Raw genomic sequence first — 18,772 nt, forward strand, 5'->3', positions numbered from 1 at the left:
TGAAGAAAATCACAGAAACACGTTTAAGTGTTCAGATAGCAAACAAATTGCACCTTTTTTGACTGAATTCGCCAGATTTGAGCCCAATAACTATAGTTTAGTTTTAGTGCTTTATTATGGGCCTTAGCTACCGTGACCATATATATGTTGGTTTTGTTGTAATACTGGGTTTACTTCACCTGTGTATTGGATACCATAGCCGCCCTTTTTCCTGTGGAGTCTCTTGCTGATGTCATTTTCTATCGGCCAACGCTGGATCAGTGATTCAGAATCTGAGTTAGGTTTAGGTACCGTAGTTGCTATTGAAGGTAGGATGGTTACCTTGTTGTTCCCTGCTAGCGGTGAGAATCGCTTTTATGCCATGGCGGACGCACCAGTTACTCGAGTGGTATTTAATGTTGGTGATGACATAACCAGTACTGAAGATTGGTCGATGACCATTACTGAAGTGGAAGAAGCGGATGAGTTGATTGTTTATCATGGTGTTCGTCACGATACTGAAGAAACGCTTCAGCTACGTGAAATGTTCTTAAGCCACTTCCTCAAGTTTAACAAACCTCAAGACCGACTTTTTGCTGGCCAAGTTGACCGCTTTGACAGCTTTGTAGTGCGTTACCAAACCTTAGTGAAACGCTTTGAGCAACAGCAGTCTGAGTTAAAAGGCTTAATGGGCGGTAAAGTTAGCCTAATTCCACACCAGCTTTATATCGCGAGCGAAGTAGGTCGACGTATTTCTCCTCGGGTATTGCTGTCTGATGAAGTGGGTTTAGGTAAAACCATTGAAGCAGGTTTAATTATCCACCAGCAACTTATTGCAGGCTTAGCTAAACGAGTATTGATTATTGTGCCAGACGCGCTGCAATACCAGTGGCTAATAGAAATGCTGCGCCGCTTTAACATGCACTTTAGCTTGTTTGATGAAGACCGCTGCATTGAAGCTTATGCCGAAGCAGACAACCCTTTTGAAACCGAACAATTAGTATTATGTAGCCTTAGCTTTTTACGTGGCAGCAAAAAACGTTTTGAACAGGTTGCCGAAGCTGATTGGGATTTGATGATTGTAGATGAAGCACATCACCTGCAATGGGATGAAGAAACACCAAGTCGCGAATACCAAATCATTGAAACACTGGCCAAACAAATTGCCGGCGTTTTGCTACTTACCGCGACACCGGACCAACTTGGCCACCAAAGTCACTTTGCCCGCTTAAGGTTGCTCGATCCTGACCGCTTTTACGACTATCAAGCGTTTATAGATGAAGAACAGCACTATCAACCGGTAGCGGAAGCTGCCCAGTCTTTGCTGGCCAGTAGCCCACTAAGTACCGAGCAAGCTAATCAACTTAGTGAACTGTTAAGCGAAAATGATATTGAGCCTTTGCTCGCGCTCATAAATGACAGCGCTTCAAGTTATGAACAGCAACAACAAGCGCGTGAAGAATTACTGCAACATCTTTTAGATCGCCACGGCACAGGCCGAGTATTGTTTAGAAATACCCGCAGCGCGATTGAAGGATTTCCGATGCGCCAATTGGCTAGCTACCCTCTCAGCTTACCTAGCCAATATAAAACTGCATTAAAAGTACAACAAATGATGCAAGGCAGTAACGCTGGTGCCAATAATCAATTAATGTTCCCCGAAGAGCTCTACCAGCAATTTGAAGGTGAAAGCGAAGGGGAAGCCAGCTGGTGTAAGTTCGACCCGCGTATCGACTGGTTAATTGGCTTTTTACTGGCACATAAACAAAAGAAAGTGTTATTAATCTGCGCTAAAGCTGCCACAGCGCTAGCTATAGAAGATGCAGTACGCACTCGCGAAGGTATTCGCGGTACCGTGTTCCATGAAGACATGTCGTTAATTGAACGTGATAAAGCCGCAGCTTATTTCGCTCAAGACGAAGCCGGTGCACAATTAATGGTGTGTTCAGAAATTGGCTCTGAAGGGCGCAACTTCCAGTTTGCGCACCATATCGTGTTATTTGATTTGCCAACGAACCCTGACCTCTTAGAGCAACGAATTGGTCGCCTGGATCGTATTGGCCAACAAAACGATATTCAAATTCATGTTCCTTATTTAGAAGGTACACCACAACAAACACTGTTACGTTGGTACCATGAGGGTTTAAACGCCTTTGAACAAACCTGTCCAGCAGGCTCAGCCATTTTTGCTGAATTTGGTGAAACCTTAACAGGCTTGCTTGGGCAAAATACGCCAGACGAAGCAGAATTAAACACACTTATAAAAGAAACAGCTAAGCGTTACCAAGAAGTAAAAGCCAAGTTAGATGCTGGTCGTGACCGCTTGTTAGAAATACACTCAAGTGGTGGCAACAAAGCTGCAGAGCTAATTGAGAAAATTCAAGCAGCAGAGCAAGACCCACATTTTGTGACGTTTAGCCTACGTTTGTTCGATACCATCGGCATCAACCAAGATGACAAAGGTGAAAATGCCTTGGTACTGCATGCGAGTGAACAAATGCTAGTGCCGTCTATTAATGGCTTGCCGGAAGACGGTTGCACTATTACTTATGACCGAGACACGGCGCTTAGCCGAGACGAAATTCAACTTATGTCTTGGGAGCACCCGCTGATTCAAAGCTGTATCGATACTATCTTGGGGGCCGACTTAGGCACAACGTCAGTAGCCTTACTCAAGAATCGCGCCTTACCAGTAGGTAGCTTATTTGTTGAAGGGATCTTTGTAGTAGAAACCAGCGCACCTGCCGAGTACCAAATTGAGCGATACTTGCCCGCTACACCGGTGCGTATTTTGCTGGATAAAAACGCCGGAAACTTGTCTGCCAATGTGGATTTTGAACAGTTCAATCAGCAGCTTTCTGCGGTTAACCGCCACTTAGCCGCTAAGTTGATTAGTGCTTCACAAACACAAATTCATCCTTTGCTTGCACAAGCCAATGAGCTCGCCCAACAACAATTAGCAACTATTGTTGAACAAGCGAATGAGCATATGAAGCAAAGCTTAAATGGCGAGCTTGAACGCCTTGAAGCCTTAAGCGCAGTAAACCCAAGCATTCGTAAAGATGAATTAGATACCTTACGAAGCTTACGTGACAATGCTGGCGACTACCTACAGAAAGCCCAAGTAAAATTAGATGCGCTGCGGGTAATATTGGTTTCGCACAACTAGCAAATCGAAATTCTATTTTATTTAATAGCAGGCCTTAGCTTACACTAGGGCCTTATTTTTTAGAGCTGTACTGATGCCAGATTTTGTTTATCGCCCTCCAATGTCCCCCTACTTTAGTGTTGTTTACCAAGACGAAGCTGTAATTGTATTTAACAAAGCCAGTGGTTTACTGTCGGTACCTGGTCGGCTTGAGAAAGATAGCTTGTGGGATCGCGCTCAACGAGTTTGGCCAGACATTAAAGTTGTGCACCGGCTAGATATGGCAACCTCGGGGCTAATAGTTATGGCCTTAGGCAAACCAGCTCAAAGCCACTTAAGTCGTCAGTTTCAGCAACGACGCACCACTAAAACCTACTATGCCGAGATCTTTGGTCATCCAGAACAAGAGCAAGGCGAAGTGAACCTACCACTACGTTGTGATTGGCCTAATCGCCCCAAACAAATTGTAGATTTTGAACAAGGCAAAGACGCTTTAACACACTGGCAGATTATTGAGCAAAGGCCTCAAACAAGCTTAGTTGAACTGAAACCGATCACTGGACGAACTCACCAACTACGGGTGCATATGCAACAACTAGGCTGCCCCATTGTTGGCGATGGATTTTATGCATGCCAACAGTCAAAAGCGCTAAGCGAACGCTTACACCTTCATGCTGCCAAATTAGGTTTTTATCATCCAGAAACTGAGCAATTTATGGAATTTGAGTGTGCTCCGCCATTTTAGTTAAAGCAAAGCTAGGTATTGTCCGATACATTAAGCATACACCCGCCAAGGAACCCAAATTGTGCAGCTTGCTAAGTATTGCTTTCTCTCCAGTTTATTAGCAATAAACTGCGCATTTGCTGAGGTTCAGCCTCAAGATTTTAGCCATTGGCCAGTAAATGGTGAATTAAAACAGCTGGATGTAGAGCAACAACAATTTGTTAGTTTGTGGCTAGAAGAAGAAACCCCGCAAAAACGTGGCACCATTATTTTACTTCCCGATTGGGGTATATCACCAAGCGCTCCCAACAGTATTGATTCACTTCGCCAGGCTCTTCCCAAACTAGGCTGGGAAACTGGGGCTATTTTACCTCCTAAGCCCATGTCAGGTTTAATGCAGCAAGCAGAAACCGAGAATGATGAGCAACTGCAGCAATACAAGCAAAGCTTACAAGCTGTTATTCAAGCAGCTAAACAAAATCAGGCTGAGCAGTTTGGTTTTCAAGTGATTATTGCACAGGGTGTTATGGGAGCATGGCTGGTTGAATTGCTAGCCGAAGACGAGCTAGAACAACCCGATGGCATTGTACTTATTAGCGCTTATTACCCTAACCAAACGCTGAATAAAAAACTGGCCGAGCAAACTGCAACACTGGCTATTCCAGTGCTAGATATTTATGCCGAGCACTATAACCATTGGCAGCAACAAGCCCGAGAGCAACGTTTAATAGCCAGTAACAAAAATCAAAAGCTAAACTACCGACAAACCCATTTACCCGCCACTGCCGATACCGCGCCCAACAGCGCAAAACTAAATAAAACCGTTTACGGCTGGTTTAACGCACTAGGCTGGTATTAAGCTAAGACTCCTCTCTAGTGCTGGAGGCAACCACAAGATATTGCTAAGCTGAGGGCCACAAACTCTCGCTAATAGCTTGCCATGAAAATAGTTTTTTTAGATCGCCTCACCCTAGCTAGCCATATCAACTTGGCGCGTCCCAGTTTTGCTCATCAATGGCAAGAGTACCCCAGCACCACACCACAACAAGTACTTGAGCGCTGCCAAGATGCAAACATCATCATTGTGAATAAAGTGCAATTAAGTAGGGATACCTTAACTCAATTGCCACAGCTAAAAATGATTGCGGTTGCAGCTACCGGGACCAACAACGTGGATCTAGCGGCAGCCGAAGAACTTGGCATCGTTGTTAGTAATATAAGAAATTATGCCGCTCAAAGCATTGCCGAACATTGCTTGGCGCTAATGTATAACCTTAGGCGCAATGTATTAGCCTACCATCAGGCGATTCAACAAGGTCGCTGGCAACAAGCCAAGCAATTTTGTTTTTTTGATTTCCCCATCGATAACTTGGCTAAGCAAACACTGGCAGTAATAGGCGGCGGTAACTTGGGCCAAGCGACCGCCCAATTAGCCAGCAATTTAGGTATGGAGGTGGTAATGGCAGAACACAAAGGCCAAACTCCTCGCCCTGGCAGAGTTGCCTTTGAAGAAGCAATTAGCAGTGCAGATGTGATTAGCATCCATTGTCCACTTACTCCGCAGACTAAGGATCTATTTGGCGAACTAGAATTGGCGATGATGAAGGAGACGGCCTTACTGATTAACACAGCCCGCGGTGGAATAGTTAACGAACAGGCTTTGTTGCAGGCTTTGCAAAACAAGCAAATTGCTGGCGCGGCAAGTGATGTCTCTGAATGTGAACCACCTGCGCACGACAGCCCACTGATGCAAGCACTTAGCCTAAATAACTTTATACTTACCCCACATGTGGGCTGGGCGAGCAGCCAAAACATGCAAGTTCTGGCTGACCAATTGATCGACAATATTGAAGCATTTGTAGCAGGAAAACCACGCCACCAAGTATTCGCTAATTAGCGCTCTTACGTTGCTGTTTGACTAACTCGTAAGCCTGTTGAATATCTTGAGTACGCTGCTTAGCTAGCTCCATCATTTCTGGTGGTAAGCCCTTGGCGACTAGCTTATCGGGATGATGCTGACTCATTAATTTGCGGTAAGCACGTTTGATTTGCTGGTCACTATCTTGTTGGTTAACGCCTAAGATTTGGTAGGCTTCTTCTAGCTGTTTAGCGCTACTTTGCGCGCTTTGGCGTTGACCACCATGGCGGTGAAACTTGAGCTCGGCTTCCCAGCGTGAAATCATCGCCTGAAGCTCTGCTTCCGAGAAGCCTAAAGCCTTGGCTACACGCTTTAATAAAGCATGTTCACTGTCGTCGATTACGCCATCTGCAAATACCCCTTGCAGCTGGATTTCCATGAACATCTGCAATAAATCACGACGACCATTAACTGCGCTAACAAAGCGAGAAATTTGCTCCTCCAAGGGGAAATCTGCATCTTTGCCTTGGCGAAAAGCATCTTGAGCTTGGCGCCTAGCTTCGCCTTGCAGCCGCATTTGATCCATCAAAAAGTTAGCGACCTGAATCTCTTGTTGAGTCACCACGCCTTTTGACTTAGCAATATGGCCAAGTACCGCAAAGGTAGAGAACAAAAAGGCTTGCTGAACAGCTTGGCTACTCGCTGCCGAGAAGGCAAAATTGCCGCCTACCGCTTTATCAAACCGATGGCCTAGCCATAGGCCAAGCAAGGCACCAAAAGGCCCACCAAACATAAAGCCAAAAAATACGCCTAATACTTTTCCCCAAATTCGCATCACTATTCTCTATCTTTGGTTAATTGCTGGTCTAGTTGTTGAAGCCGCTCAGGTGTCCCCACATCTACCCATTTGCCGCCTTGTAGTTGACCACTCACTTGTTGGCTTAACATTGCTGCACGCAATAAAGGTGCAAGAGCTTGTTTACCGCTAGGCACATGCTGAAAAAAGCGTTGATGATAAATGGCTACACCACTATATGTAAACTCAGGCTTATCTATCACCAAACCTTGCTCCAAGCTAAAATCACCCCTTAAATTGTGGCTCGGATTGGCCACCAAGTATAAATGGGCATCACTGTCTGTTTGACTATTTTGGCAAATAGCTTGGTAATCCCAATCATTCCAAACATCCCCATTAATCACCAAGAACTGCTCGCTAGCGATAATCGGTAAGGCGTTAACAATGCCCCCGGCCGTTTCTAAAGCACTAGGTTCATGACTATAAAGAACCTCTATTCCCCATTTGTCACCTTGGCCCACATGTGCTTCAACCATCTCGCCTAAATAAGCGGTATTTATTACAATGCGCGTTACGCCTGCGGTAACCAATTTGTCGATATGCCAGTTAATCAAGGCTTTGCCAGCAACGTTTAACAATGGTTTTGGGCAATTATCAGTTAACGGACGCATCCGCTCGCCGCGTCCCGCTGCCAAAATCATTGCGGTGCGAATTTGGCTCATGCTTTTAACTCTTTTGCGATAGGGCTAATCCACTGATGAAATGCCTGTAATTCAGGATAACGCTTGGTCACTTGAAGTACATATTCGAGTGTTTGAGGAATGGCTTCACGATAGGCAGTTTTACCATCCCGATGATCTAATCTGCAAAAAATCCCTAGCGCTTTAATATGCCGCTGCAATCCAGTGAGATCAAACCAGCGCTGCCAAGTGCTTGGTTCGATACCCTCAACCAAATATGCCGACTTTTGGTTGAGGTATGCTTGCTGCAAGTTGCTCACTAACTCTGGTGGCCAAGCGATATAACAATCACGCAGCAATGAAACTACATCGTAAGCAATAGGCCCCCAAACCATATCCTGAAAATCAATCATCACCATTTGCTGCTGATTGAGCATCAAATTACGACTATGAAAATCACGATGCATAGGTGCATAAGGCTGTTTTAAAATAGCTTGGCTAACAGTGTCACATAAGCCTTGCCAATCACAACGCTGCTGCCAACCTTCTCCCGCCTGCAACTCTGCTTTAACAAACCAATCAGCAAATATATCTAATTCACGTTGAATAAATGCTTGGTCAAACTCTTCCATTTCTACCAAATCTTCACGCTTAGTAGCCTGAAGTTGAACGATTAATGCAAGCGCTTGTCTATAAAGTTCAGAAGCAGTATCGGCACTTAGCACTTGCTCAAGCATGGTGGAGCCGAGGTCTTCGACACATAGAAAACCGGCATCAATATTTGCTGCTAGCACTTTAGGCACAGGCAGCACTTGTGCGCTTAAGGCATTAGCAATATCAACAAACTGTTGGTTTTTCTCGGTGGAGGGCGGCGCATCAACGGCAATGGCAGTGTCACCATTAGAAAGTTGAAAACGAAAGTAGCGCCTAAAACTGGCGTCGCCACTGATCATCGTTAGCTTAGGAGAAACAATGTCTAAGGTTTTTGACAGCCATTGCTGTAAAGCAGATTCGCGCACTAAATTACTCATAATTTCTTATACTAATAACAGCCTTTAAATAGCCGCTCACCAATAAATCCAGTATTATAAGCGGCTAACTTTAACCACAGAATTCATTAAGCACAACGTTGACGTTACAAGCTTGGAATTTGTTTATATCAGGGAATGGTTCACATTTATATGTTCGTAACTAAACGGTGCCTGCAAACATCGCTAGGATTAGCGGCGTTGCTTTCCAGCCTCAGTGCCCACGCAGAAACACCGTTATCCATGCCTCAGTGCCGAGCACACATCCCAGAACGTGTTAAATCCGGCCCGGTAGATCCTGCCGCGCCTTATGTTATTGCCGCCGATGAGTTACATGCGAAACAAGGTGATAAAGCCAGCTTCAGCGGTAATGTTGAGTTCTCTCAAGGCCCTCGCGCATTAAAAGCCGAAAACACTGTATTAGATGAGCAAGCGCAAACCCTAAAAGCGAGCGGCAACATTGAGTTTCAAGATAACTTAGTGAGCGTGAAAAGTGATACTTTTGACGCCAACTTAAAAGATCATCAAGCCTCACTTAACTCTGCTGAATACCAACTGTTTGAACAACAAGGTCGTGGCGAAGCCAGCAACCTGATGATCAATGATGAGCAGAACTTATCATTAGAAGATGCCAGCTATACCGCTTGCCCCCCTGATGATGTTACTTGGGAAATTCGCGCAGAGAAAATTGATATCGACTCAAGTGAGCAGTGGGCCACCACAAAAAATGCCACTGTTAGGTTATTTAACGTGCCGGTAATGTACTTACCGTATTTCTCTTACCCCATCGGCGACCAACGCCACAGTGGTTTCTTATTTCCGAGTATTTCTACTTCAACTAAAAACGGTGTGGATGTCTCCACCCCATACTATTGGAACATTGCTCCGAATTTTGATGCAACCATTACCCCACGTTTGATGACACGCCGTGGTTTACAACTGCAAACTGAGTTCAGGTATTTGCTCGGGCAAAACAACGGTAACTTAAATGTAGAATATCTAGCTGATGACCGTGAACTAGACCGCGATCGATACTTACTTCACTGGGACCACAAAGGGCAATACCAGCGTCATTGGCGCTTTAATACTGATTACACCCGTATTAGTGATGATAACTACTTTAATGACTTAGGCGACAAGCTTGGAAAGGTTAACGAGAACCAATTGCTGCAAACCGGCGATGTGGGTTATCACACTAAGAACTGGTATACCGAGCTGTTAGTGCAAGACTTTCAGGTACTTGGTAACACCGAGCAACCACATACTCTACTTCCGCAGTTAAGCTTTGTGGGTGACTGGGATTTAAACTGGCAAACGCTGCAGTTTGGCTTTGATTCAGAAATCAGTAATTTCACCCACAGTGACAGTAGCTTATACACTGCTCAACGGGTGCATTTTGAACCTAGTTTAAGCTTGCCATATGTTGTGCCAGCAGGCTTTTTCAAAGCTGACTTAGCCTTAATGCATACCTACTATAGCCAAGATAAAGGCAGTAACTTTGAGTATGATTATTTAGCCAGCTCGGTTAATCGCACCTTACCTAAAGTGAGTGTTCAAGGTGGCTTAAACTTCGATCGAAATACCCTTTGGTTTGGTGATAACTACACCCAAACCCTAGAACCGGTGATTAAGTACTTATATATCCCTTATACCAATCAAGATGATATTGGCATTTATGATACCGATAACCTGCAACAAGATTACTACGGCTTATTTAGAGACAAACGCTATAGCGGCTTAGACCGGATTGCCGATGCGAACCAAATCACTCTTGGGGTGCATTCGCGCTTTTTATCGCCCAGTAACCAAGAGACATTGCGTTTGAGTCTAGGTCAAATCATTTACTTTGAGCCAAGCCGTACCACCTTAATTCCGGGTAGTGAGCCCTCTGATAACTCAAGTTCAGCATTGGCCTTTGAGGCTGATGCAAACATCCAACAAGATTGGTATGGCCATACCGGCTTTCAAATCGACACTTTGGAAGGTCGACTTAACAAGGCGAATGCGGCTATAGAATGGCGCCCGGAAGCGCAAAAGCTAGTGCAAATGAACTACCGTTATTCTCAAGCCACTGAAACCATGGTTAGCGACGTAAACCAAGTAGGAACTAAGGTTGCTTGGCCAATTACCGATAGCGTTTCCGCTGTAGGTAGTTACTATCGCGACATGATTTTAGACCGCAGTATCGAGAGCTACTTGGGTGTTCAATATAACTCTTGTTGTTGGGGCATTCGCCTTACATATCAACGAGGCTTACAAAGCACCTATGTGGATGACTCCTCAGGCGTTGACCGAGTGGGCGAATTTGACACCTCGTTACGCCTCGACTTTGAAATTAAAGGCTTAGGTGGCAGCGATACCAGTAGCCGAGAAGAAATGCTAGAAGGCGGCAATTTCAAATACGGGCGCCCCTTTTACCTCAACAATTAAAACCTTTAACCCAAATATGGTAGAGTAAGCGGCGTTTTGCTCGCAGTAATGATAGGAACGAAATGAAAAGATTAATTTTGCTTAGTGTAAGTGTGTTTATGCTTGCTACTGGGCTAGTTCAGGCTCAAGAGCAATTGCTCGATAAAGTTGTCGCCATTGTCAATAATGATGTGATCACTCAGAGCCAAGTTGATGAACTCACCAATAAAGTTCTGCGCAATGCCCAAGGGGCAGAACAAGAGCTACCACCTGAAGATGAATTACAGCAACAAGTGATGGACAGGCTTATTTTGGAGAGCTTGCAACTTCAATTGGCCGACCGCCTGGGTATTAAAATTAGCGACAGCCAGTTAGAAAACACCATCGACAACATTATTGCTGGTGAAAACAAAACCCGTGAAGAGTTCTTAGATGACTTAACCAAGCAAGGCATTAGCTATAACCAGTTTCGTGAAGATATTCGCACTGAAATTGTTCTTGGCGAAGTAGGTCGCAGCCAAGTACAGCGTCGAGTTAATGTTTCAGAGCAAGAAATTGATGCCTTAATGAAACTGATTGAAGAGCAAGATAAAGGCACTGTTCGCTATCATGTTGGTCACATTTTACTGCGTATCTCTAGTGACGAACAAGCCACTCAACAGCTGGCAGAGAGCCTAGTTCAACAGCTTAAAGATGGTGAAAACTTTAACCAACTGGCAATGACACATTCGCAAGGTCCAAAAGCCTTAGAAGGTGGTGATTGGGGGTGGATGACCATTGAAGAGATGCCTACTTTGTTTGCGGGTGTGGTAAGAAACCAGCACCAAGGGTCAGTAATGGGCCCTATTCGCACAGATTCTGGGCTGCATATCATTATGGTATTGGATGCTGAAGGTTTACAAAAGGTAGAAACCTTGGAAGTGAATGCTCGTCATATTCTAATTAAACCTTCAATAATTCTGAGCGATAAAAAGGCGCAGAGTTTATTATCAGAATTCCGCCAACAATTAATCTTAGGTGAAGTGACATTTGAAGAGCTAGCGCGCCAATACTCTGAAGACCCAGGCTCAGCCGTACGTGGTGGTGAATTGGGGTGGTCTGATCCTAGTGTATTTGTACCAGCATTCAGAGACACAGCAACACGTTTGGAGGTAGGAGAATTAAGCCAACCTTTCCGTTCTACCTTTGGCTGGCATTTGATGGAAGTTCTAGACAAACGCACCACCGACACTACCAATAAAGCCAGCAAAAACCGTGCATATCAGATGATCTTCAATCGTAAGTTCAATGAAGAAACTCAATCATGGCAAGAAGAGCTGCGCGAAGAAGCCTACGTAGAGATATTGGACGGTGATGCATGAGTAAGGCCGTTGCTAGAATAGCCATCACCCCTGGTGAACCGGCTGGTATTGGTCCAGATTTAGTGCTGGCCATTAGCCAACGTGATTGGCCAATGGAGTTAGTGGTAGTTGCTGACCCTCGCTTGCTAAAAGAGCGCGCTAATGAATTGGCAATGGATATTACCCTACTCCCTTATCAGCCAGAACAAGCCGCTAAACCGCAAGCGGCTGGCACCTTAACGGTTGCGCCAATTGCGATGGCAAGTCCGGCAGTAACTGGTCAGTTAGATGAGGCCAATGGCCACTATGTGCTAAATACCTTAAAATTTGCTAGTGATGGCAACATGAATGGCCAGTTTGCTGCAGTAGTTACCGGCCCTGTGCACAAGGGTATTATTAATAAAGCTGGCGTGTCTTTTAGTGGTCATACCGAATTTTTTGCTCAGCAGTCAGGTACTGCCGATGTGGTTATGATGCTGGCAACTGAAGGCTTGCGGGTTGCCTTGGCAACCACTCACCTGCCCTTAGCTTATGTAGCCAAAGCCATTACTCATGAGCGACTACATAATATTATCAGCATTTTACATCACGACCTGCAAACCAAGTTCGCGATTAAACAACCTAAGATATTTGTCTGTGGCCTAAATCCCCATGCTGGTGAAGATGGCCACCTTGGTCGCGAAGAGCTAGATATTATTATCCCTTTGCTTGATGAAATGCGTGAGCAACATGGTATGAACTTAATCGGTCCATTACCTGCAGATACACTCTTCCAAGATAAGTATCTGGCAGAAGCTGATGCAGTGTTAGCCATGTACCACGACCAAGGCCTACCAGTGCTAAAATATAAAGGTTTTGGTCAATCAGTAAACATTACCCTTGGCCTACCCTTTATAAGAACCTCAGTTGACCATGGAACAGCCTTAGAGCTAGCGGGAACTGGTAAAGCCGATCATGGAAGTATGATTACCGCCATCGAACAAGCCATTGATATGGTAGAGCGAGAACATGAATAAACAAGTTCATCAAGGGCACCGCGCCCGTAAACGTTTTGGTCAAAACTTCCTTAACAACGACTCGGTTATTAGCCAAATTGTCGCGACTATTTACCCTCAAGCAGGTGAAAACCTGGTTGAAATTGGCCCAGGCTTAGGCGCTTTAACTGAGCCCGTTGCTACCACTGCTGGCCACCTACAAGTGGTAGAGTTAGACCGCGATTTAGCGCAGCGTTTACGCGAGCACCCAACGCTAGCTAGCAAACTAACTATTCATGAAATTGATGCACTTAAATTCGACTTCATGCAGTTAGCCAAGCCTGAGCAGAAAATGCGGGTATTCGGTAACTTGCCTTACAACATTTCTACACCGCTTATTTTCCACTTGCTTAGCTTTACTAGCGCTATTTCTGATATGCACTTTATGCTGCAAAAAGAAGTGGTGAAACGCATGGCTGCTGGCCCCGATAGCAAAGCGTACGGCCGTTTAAGTGTAATGACCCAAGTGCAATGTAATGTAATGCCAGCTCTAGAAGTACCGCCTGAAGCGTTCGCACCACCACCAAAGGTTGATTCAGCGGTAGTTCGCTTAGAGCCCTACGAAACGACTCTTTATCCGCTGAACTCATTAGCAACCCTAGATAGAGTATGTAAAGAGGCCTTTAATCAGCGCCGTAAAACAATTCGTAATGCTTTAGGCAATTTACTTACGGTTGAGCACCTCGCCGAGCTCGATTTAAAGCCCACGCTGCGACCAGAAAATTTAACTATTCAGCAATTTTGTGATATTGCTAATTACATTGATAAAAATCAGTTATTGCAGGCTTCTAGCAGCGATGAGTAATACGCCAGAATATGATTTGGATATTGAAGTTGAATCAGGCTTTTTACCTGAGCACTCTGTTCCAGAAAAACAACAATTCGCTTTTTTTTACACCATCACTATTTGCAACTGCAGCGCTGAAGCGCTACAACTATTGCGTCGCCATTGGGTAATCACCGATGGCGACGGTAAAGTAAATGAGGTGAAAGGCGACGGTGTAGTAGGTAAGCAACCCCACCTCAAGCCTGAAAAACCTTTTTCCTATACTAGCAGTGCAGTGTTAGCGACCGAAGTAGGCGTAATGCAAGGCAGTTACACCCTGATTGACGAAGCTGGTAACGAGTTTGAAGCGGAGATCCCACCGTTTCGCTTATCACTTCCAAATAAGCTTCACTAATTATAGGTGAGCCATGGCGACTTATTTTGTTGGTGACATCCAAGGTTGCTTGGATGAATTAAAAGCACTACTAAAACAGTGCAAGTTCTCCACTAAAAAAGATCAACTCTGGCTCGCCGGAGACTTAGTTGCACGAGGCCCTAAATCTCTAGAAACCTTACGCTTCGTTAAGGAACTAGGCAGCGCTGCTCAGGTAGTTTTAGGTAATCACGATTTGCACTTGCTAGCCGTAGCCAACGGTATTCACCGGGCTAAACGTCGCGATAAGCTACAAGATTTACTCGAAGCCCCCGACAAAAACGAATTACTATATTGGCTGCGCCAGCAACCCTTAATTAAGAAACACCCAGACTTCGATGTAGTAATGGTGCATGCGGGCATTTACCCCAAGTGGAAAGTCAGCAAAGCACTCAAACTCGGCAAGGAAGTTCATAAACAGCTTTCAGGTAATGACTACTTGTCGTTACTTAAGAATATGTACAGTAATGAACCTGCTCATTGGAGTGATGAATTAGTGGGATATGACCGCCTGCGGTGCATTATCAATGTGTTTACCCGGATGCGTTATTGTTTCCCTGATGCTAGCCTTGATTTTGAATCAAAGTTGCCTCCCAACAAAAATACTAACCCTAACCTAAAACCTTGGTTTGAAATCCCCGGAAAGCACCTTAAAGAAACGCACATTGTATTTGGGCACTGGGCTGCGCTAATGGGCAAGAGTAAGCACGACTTAGTCTCTGGGCTGGATACAGGCTGTGTATGGGGTAATCATTTATCCATGCTGCGCTGGGAAGACCAGCGCATGTACACTCAAGATTGCTTAGACAAAAATATAAGCAACTAAACGCGCTCTAAAGTAACAAACTCATAGTTGTAAGGATTCTTCTCATCAGCTAGGTGCTTTTCGCTAGCAAGTTGTTGCCATTGATACTTTTGGTAATCTGGGAAGTGGGCGTCTCCTTCCACCTCTTTCTCGATAAAAGTTAAATACAGGGTATCGGCAAACGCTAAACACTGTTGGTAAATATTTCCGCCACCAATAACCATCACCTCGGCTTCGTCTTTAACTAAATCTAAAGCCGCCTGAACGGTGTTAACTACCGTAACCCCCTCTATGACCAAATCCACATTGCGACTTACCACTATATTTAATCGACCCGGCAGTGGGCGACCAATTGACTGATAAGTTAAGCGCCCCATAATTACCGGCTTGCCCATAGTAACCGCTTTAAAATGCTTAAGATCGGCCGGTAAATGCCAAGGCATTTGGTTATCTTTGCCGATGACTCGTTGCTTCGCCATTGCCGCTATCATTGCTACTTTCACTGTTTTACCTTTTTTAAACTTAGGGCTCTAAACGATTGGCCGACCACGGTATATCACTACCGATGGTATCGCCAAGCCAAAACTCAAGGCCATTAAAATAAACATTGTTCTTAAACCATTTTCGATAATGGTAGCTAATAAAGGTTCACTAAAACCATTGCTGTATAAGCTAATAATGCCCACCATGGTAGTAAATGCATAACTACCCGGAATCATCGGAATAATAGAGGCTACCGTAAATACTGGCCGTGGAATTAAATAACGACGAGACCAATAAACGCCAATTAAGCCCACGCTGGTAGACGCCACTAAGGTTGCCCATTCGAGTGGTACTCCCCAGTAAATACATAAAGTTCTAAGGCTATGTGCAAACGCACCACCAATGGCACAAAAACCTAACATGCGAGTAGGCACATTAAACACCATAGCGAAGCCAACCGCAGGCACCGCTGAAAACAGCGCATCTTCGAGTAGTAATGCTAGTAATTCAATCATCTTATAACCACCCGCTTACGCCAGTAGCCCACATCGACAATGCGATTCCCATGGCCACGCCCAAACTAAGCAGAGAGGCAAAAAACCAGCGTGAGATCCCCATACTGATATGACCTTTAACCATGTCTGAAACAGCATTAATTAGTGGGAAACCTGGTACCAACAGTAACACCGAAGCTGCCATTACCGTTTGTGGCTGATTGCCTATATCATAACGCACCGCTAAACCCGCGATAGTAGTAGCAACAAAGGCGGTCATGCCAAAATTAAGAATGGGGTTATGGTGGCGATGCGCCATTTCTTGGCGAAACAACATAGCAACAGCAGAGGCGACAAAGGTCATTGCAAATACCGCCCAATCACCGCCAAATAATCGGCTAAAGCACGCGCAAGACATACCAATCATAAACACCACTAACCAGCGATTATGTTTGTATGGCTGCAAGCGTTCTAAACGTTTAACTACGTCATCAACATCTAATAGCTGCTTCTCCGCCATAATGGTGATCCGCTGCACTTCGCATACCATATGCATGTTAATGCCGCGATCGTACACCCGGCGAGTAGTTGTAATACAACGCCCTTGAGACAAACCTGTGAGGATCAGCGCATTAGCAGTGATTGCCAACTCTACGCTATCCAGCCCTAAGGCTTTGCCTAAACGGACTGTCGTTTCTTCAATTAGCTTACTTTCAGCGCCATGCTGCTGCATGATTCTGCCAGCTTGCACTGCAACACGACAAATTCGAGTTTGTTGTTCTAGAGAAATAGTACGAACCGGAGCCTGAACAGGCTCCGGAGAGTTTCTAAATGAGCGTAACATGTAACGATCCAAGTAATACTACCACTACAGATAGCTTACTATGGCTGGTAGATAACCTCTACATCATAATCGTCATCATCCCAATCATCATCGTCGTCTTCATCATCCCAATCTTCTTGGTTTGCTTTGTCGATTTGTTGTTGATGATAGTCATCCCACTGAAACTTAACTTCTTCACGCTCGGCCATTTCTTCTTCAACCACTGGTAGGGTTTCGATAAATTGACCAATCGCTTTACAAATGTCTTTAGTTCCATTGTTTTCTAAAGCAGAAATTGAGAAAACCTCTCCTTGCCAATCTAGTGCTTCAATCACTTTTTGGCGGATCTCTTCAGCTTCTTCTTCTAGCACTAAGTCGACTTTATTAAATACCAACCAACGTGGTTTTTCGAATAGCTTTTCGCTGTATTGCTCTAGCTCGTTGATAATGGTGATGGCATTTTCCGCTGGGTCGCTACCATCTGCCGGCAGCACATCTACCATATGCAACAATACACGACAACGCTCTAGGTGCTTCAAGAAACGTACACCAAGCCCTGCACCATCTGCAGCGCCCTCAATCAAACCGGGAATATCAGCAATAACAAAACCGCGGTTTTCTGATTGACGCACCACGCCTAAATTAGGAATAAGTGTGGTAAATGGGTAGTCTGCCACCTTAGGTTTAGCAGCAGATACACTGCGAATAAAGGTGGATTTACCCGCATTTGGCAACCCCAACATGCCTACGTCGGCAAGTAGCAATAGCTCCAATTGAAGGTTGCGAACTTCACCGGGAGTACCGTTAGATTTACGACGAGGCGCACGGTTAGTACTGCTCTTAAAGCGAGTATTACCTAAACCATGAAAACCACCTTTAGCCACCAACAAACGTTGTTTATGTTGGGTAAGATCGCCAAGGATCTCTCCAGTGTCTTGATCACGCGCTCGCGTACCAACCGGCACAGGCAGCTCTAAATCCTCACCACGCTTACCAGTACAATTAGAACCCTGGCCATTTTCGCCACGCTCTGCTTTATGAAAACGTTCAAAGCGGTAATCAATCAAGGTGTTTAGGTTTTCATCGGCAACTAAATATACACTGCCGCCATCTCCGCCATCACCACCATCAGGACCGCCACGTGGAACATACTTCTCGCGACGGAAACTAATGGTGCCATTGCCGCCGTCACCCGCGTCTACTTTAATTACCGCTTCATCTACAAATTTCATTTTTCACTCCAGCATTATCGCTTAACTATAATGCACCACGCCTACTTCGTAAGCGAAATAGTGGTTTCTTGGAAAAAAAAAGCCCCGCAGTTGCGGGGCTTTTCAAATATCGAGTTGGACGTTTATTCAGCTTCGATGCTTACAAACTTACGGTTTTTAGGACCTTTAACTTCAAATTTCACTTTGCCTTCGGCAGTTGCGAAAAGAGTATGGTCTTTACCGATACCAACGTTAGAGCCAGCGTGGAACTTAGTACCACGTTGACGAACAATAATGCTACCCGCTAATACAGACTCGCCACCGAAACGCTTAACACCTAGGCGTTTGCTTTCCGAATCGCGACCGTTACGAGTACTACCACCAGCCTTTTTATGTGCCATGAGTATTTTCCTCTAAATTAACCGTTAATGCCTGTAATGCGAACTTCAGTGAACCACTGACGGTGGCCCTGTTGCTTACGTGAATGCTTACGACGACGGAACTTAACGATTTTAACTTTATCGCCACGACCATGAGAAACAACTTCAGCTGTTACTTTGGTACCATCTACATAAGGTGCGCCTACTTTAACGTCTTCGCCATTAGCAACTAGTAATACGTTATCAAATTCAACTGTGTTACCAGTCTCAACGTCTAGTTTCTCAAGGCGAAGTGTTTGACCTTCGGCCACACGGTGCTGTTTACCACCACTTAGGATAACCGCGTACATTTTCTTCAAACTCCGCTTACACCTGATATTT

19 protein-coding genes are annotated in these 18,772 nt (G+C 44.9%); 10 read left to right on the top strand and 9 right to left on the bottom strand.

Annotated elements, in window-relative coordinates; all coding sequences use genetic code 11:
- Positions 1 to 229: 229 nt before the first annotated feature.
- The 4 genes from rapA to ACYFDN_RS20425 all read left to right on the top strand — a co-directional run bounded on the left by rapA (position 230) and on the right by ACYFDN_RS20425 (position 5,748).
- On the top strand, positions 230 to 3,148 hold the full coding sequence (gene rapA / locus ACYFDN_RS20410) for an RNA polymerase-associated protein RapA (RefSeq protein WP_483512516.1): 2,919 nt from the start codon (positions 230 to 232) through the stop codon (positions 3,146 to 3,148).
- 73 nt (positions 3,149 to 3,221) lie between these two features.
- The gene (locus ACYFDN_RS20415) at positions 3,222 to 3,872 is read left to right on the top strand and encodes a pseudouridine synthase (RefSeq protein ID WP_483512517.1); all 651 of its coding nucleotides are present in this window, start codon (positions 3,222 to 3,224) and stop codon (positions 3,870 to 3,872) included.
- A 61-nt stretch (positions 3,873 to 3,933) separates the two neighbouring features.
- Entirely contained in the window at positions 3,934 to 4,710 is a 777-nt protein-coding gene (locus ACYFDN_RS20420; protein ID WP_483512518.1) for a DUF3530 family protein, read from the top strand.
- Between the two features lie 81 nt (positions 4,711 to 4,791).
- Complete coding sequence (locus tag ACYFDN_RS20425; protein ID WP_483512519.1) at positions 4,792 to 5,748, top strand: D-2-hydroxyacid dehydrogenase; 957 nt, start codon at positions 4,792 to 4,794, stop codon at positions 5,746 to 5,748.
- On the opposite strand, the gene djlA is transcribed toward ACYFDN_RS20425, so the two are convergent.
- The 3 genes from djlA to ACYFDN_RS20440 are packed head-to-tail and all read right to left on the bottom strand — an operon-like array spanning position 5,741 to position 8,216.
- On the bottom strand, positions 5,741 to 6,544 hold the full coding sequence (gene djlA, locus ACYFDN_RS20430) for a co-chaperone DjlA (RefSeq protein ID WP_483512520.1): 804 nt from the start codon (positions 6,542 to 6,544) through the stop codon (positions 5,741 to 5,743). The genes ACYFDN_RS20425 and djlA overlap by 8 nt on opposite strands.
- Before the next feature lie 2 nt (positions 6,545 to 6,546).
- Positions 6,547 to 7,227 carry an N-acetylmuramate alpha-1-phosphate uridylyltransferase MurU gene (gene murU, locus ACYFDN_RS20435; RefSeq protein WP_483512521.1) on the bottom strand — a complete coding sequence of 227 codons (681 nt, stop codon included), beginning with the start codon at positions 7,225 to 7,227 and terminating at the stop codon, positions 6,547 to 6,549.
- Complete coding sequence (locus tag ACYFDN_RS20440) at positions 7,224 to 8,216, bottom strand: aminoglycoside phosphotransferase family protein (protein ID WP_483512522.1); 993 nt, start codon at positions 8,214 to 8,216, stop codon at positions 7,224 to 7,226. The genes murU and ACYFDN_RS20440 overlap by 4 nt, the downstream gene beginning before the upstream one ends.
- A gap of 198 nt (positions 8,217 to 8,414) precedes the next feature.
- Between ACYFDN_RS20440 and lptD the strand changes: the two genes are divergently transcribed.
- The 6 genes from lptD to ACYFDN_RS20470 all read left to right on the top strand — a co-directional run bounded on the left by lptD (position 8,415) and on the right by ACYFDN_RS20470 (position 15,021).
- On the top strand, positions 8,415 to 10,643 hold the full coding sequence (gene lptD / locus ACYFDN_RS20445; RefSeq protein ID WP_483512523.1) for an LPS assembly protein LptD: 2,229 nt from the start codon (positions 8,415 to 8,417) through the stop codon (positions 10,641 to 10,643).
- A gap of 62 nt (positions 10,644 to 10,705) precedes the next feature.
- Positions 10,706 to 11,983: a peptidylprolyl isomerase SurA gene (gene surA, locus ACYFDN_RS20450; RefSeq protein WP_483512524.1), complete on the top strand. Its 1,278-nt coding sequence runs from the start codon at positions 10,706 to 10,708 to the stop codon at positions 11,981 to 11,983.
- Positions 11,980 to 12,978, top strand: a complete 999-nt coding sequence (gene pdxA / locus ACYFDN_RS20455) for a 4-hydroxythreonine-4-phosphate dehydrogenase PdxA (RefSeq protein ID WP_483512525.1) — start codon at positions 11,980 to 11,982, stop codon at positions 12,976 to 12,978. Before surA ends, pdxA begins: the two co-directional genes overlap by 4 nt.
- Positions 12,971 to 13,801 (top strand): 16S rRNA (adenine(1518)-N(6)/adenine(1519)-N(6))-dimethyltransferase RsmA, encoded by an 831-nt coding sequence (gene rsmA / locus ACYFDN_RS20460; RefSeq protein WP_016403734.1) that lies wholly within the window; start codon positions 12,971 to 12,973, stop codon positions 13,799 to 13,801. The genes pdxA and rsmA overlap by 8 nt, the downstream gene beginning before the upstream one ends.
- Entirely contained in the window at positions 13,794 to 14,177 is a 384-nt protein-coding gene (apaG, locus tag ACYFDN_RS20465) for a Co2+/Mg2+ efflux protein ApaG (protein WP_483512526.1), read from the top strand. The genes rsmA and apaG overlap by 8 nt, the downstream gene beginning before the upstream one ends.
- Positions 14,178 to 14,190: 13 nt before the next feature.
- On the top strand, positions 14,191 to 15,021 hold the full coding sequence (locus tag ACYFDN_RS20470; RefSeq protein WP_472589994.1) for a symmetrical bis(5'-nucleosyl)-tetraphosphatase: 831 nt from the start codon (positions 14,191 to 14,193) through the stop codon (positions 15,019 to 15,021).
- Here the strand turns inward: ACYFDN_RS20470 and folA are convergent.
- The 6 genes from folA to rplU form a co-directional block, all read right to left on the bottom strand.
- Entirely contained in the window at positions 15,018 to 15,503 is a 486-nt protein-coding gene (gene folA / locus ACYFDN_RS20475) for a type 3 dihydrofolate reductase (protein ID WP_016403737.1), read from the bottom strand. The two genes, ACYFDN_RS20470 and folA, sit on opposite strands and share 4 nt — an antisense overlap.
- A 27-nt stretch (positions 15,504 to 15,530) precedes the next feature.
- Entirely contained in the window at positions 15,531 to 15,998 is a 468-nt protein-coding gene (locus ACYFDN_RS20480; RefSeq protein ID WP_016403738.1) for a threonine/serine exporter family protein, read from the bottom strand.
- Position 15,999: 1 nt separating this feature from the next.
- Positions 16,000 to 16,821, bottom strand: coding sequence for a threonine/serine exporter family protein (locus ACYFDN_RS20485; RefSeq protein WP_016403739.1), 822 nt, complete (start codon positions 16,819 to 16,821; stop codon positions 16,000 to 16,002).
- A gap of 38 nt (positions 16,822 to 16,859) precedes the next feature.
- Positions 16,860 to 18,032 carry an Obg family GTPase CgtA gene (gene cgtA, locus ACYFDN_RS20490; protein WP_016403740.1) on the bottom strand — a complete coding sequence of 391 codons (1,173 nt, stop codon included), beginning with the start codon at positions 18,030 to 18,032 and terminating at the stop codon, positions 16,860 to 16,862.
- 122 nt (positions 18,033 to 18,154) lie between these two features.
- Positions 18,155 to 18,412, bottom strand: coding sequence for a 50S ribosomal protein L27 (rpmA, locus tag ACYFDN_RS20495; RefSeq protein WP_016403741.1), 258 nt, complete (start codon positions 18,410 to 18,412; stop codon positions 18,155 to 18,157).
- Positions 18,413 to 18,429: 17 nt separating this feature from the next.
- Complete coding sequence (rplU, locus tag ACYFDN_RS20500; RefSeq protein WP_016403742.1) at positions 18,430 to 18,741, bottom strand: 50S ribosomal protein L21; 312 nt, start codon at positions 18,739 to 18,741, stop codon at positions 18,430 to 18,432.
- Positions 18,742 to 18,772 lie beyond the last annotated feature (31 nt).

The sequence above is a fragment of the Agarivorans sp. D1326 genome (assembly GCF_056958115.1).

Coding starts and splice junctions, on each gene's coding strand:
- ACYFDN_RS20480 (WP_016403738.1), bottom strand. CDS start 15,998: ATGATTGAATTACTAGCATTACTACTCGAAGATGCGCTGTTTTCAGCG.
- ACYFDN_RS20485 (WP_016403739.1), bottom strand. CDS start 16,821: ATGTTACGCTCATTTAGAAACTCTCCGGAGCCTGTTCAGGCTCCGGTT.
- surA (WP_483512524.1), top strand. CDS start 10,706: ATGAAAAGATTAATTTTGCTTAGTGTAAGTGTGTTTATGCTTGCTACT.
- ACYFDN_RS20425 (WP_483512519.1), top strand. CDS start 4,792: ATGAAAATAGTTTTTTTAGATCGCCTCACCCTAGCTAGCCATATCAAC.
- rsmA (WP_016403734.1), top strand. CDS start 12,971: ATGAATAAACAAGTTCATCAAGGGCACCGCGCCCGTAAACGTTTTGGT.
- apaG (WP_483512526.1), top strand. CDS start 13,794: ATGAGTAATACGCCAGAATATGATTTGGATATTGAAGTTGAATCAGGC.
- ACYFDN_RS20470 (WP_472589994.1), top strand. CDS start 14,191: ATGGCGACTTATTTTGTTGGTGACATCCAAGGTTGCTTGGATGAATTA.
- rapA (WP_483512516.1), top strand. CDS start 230: ATGTCATTTTCTATCGGCCAACGCTGGATCAGTGATTCAGAATCTGAG.
- rpmA (WP_016403741.1), bottom strand. CDS start 18,412: ATGGCACATAAAAAGGCTGGTGGTAGTACTCGTAACGGTCGCGATTCG.
- rplU (WP_016403742.1), bottom strand. CDS start 18,741: ATGTACGCGGTTATCCTAAGTGGTGGTAAACAGCACCGTGTGGCCGAA.
- ACYFDN_RS20440 (WP_483512522.1), bottom strand. CDS start 8,216: ATGAGTAATTTAGTGCGCGAATCTGCTTTACAGCAATGGCTGTCAAAA.
- pdxA (WP_483512525.1), top strand. CDS start 11,980: ATGAGTAAGGCCGTTGCTAGAATAGCCATCACCCCTGGTGAACCGGCT.
- djlA (WP_483512520.1), bottom strand. CDS start 6,544: ATGCGAATTTGGGGAAAAGTATTAGGCGTATTTTTTGGCTTTATGTTT.
- ACYFDN_RS20415 (WP_483512517.1), top strand. CDS start 3,222: ATGCCAGATTTTGTTTATCGCCCTCCAATGTCCCCCTACTTTAGTGTT.
- cgtA (WP_016403740.1), bottom strand. CDS start 18,032: ATGAAATTTGTAGATGAAGCGGTAATTAAAGTAGACGCGGGTGACGGC.
- murU (WP_483512521.1), bottom strand. CDS start 7,227: ATGAGCCAAATTCGCACCGCAATGATTTTGGCAGCGGGACGCGGCGAG.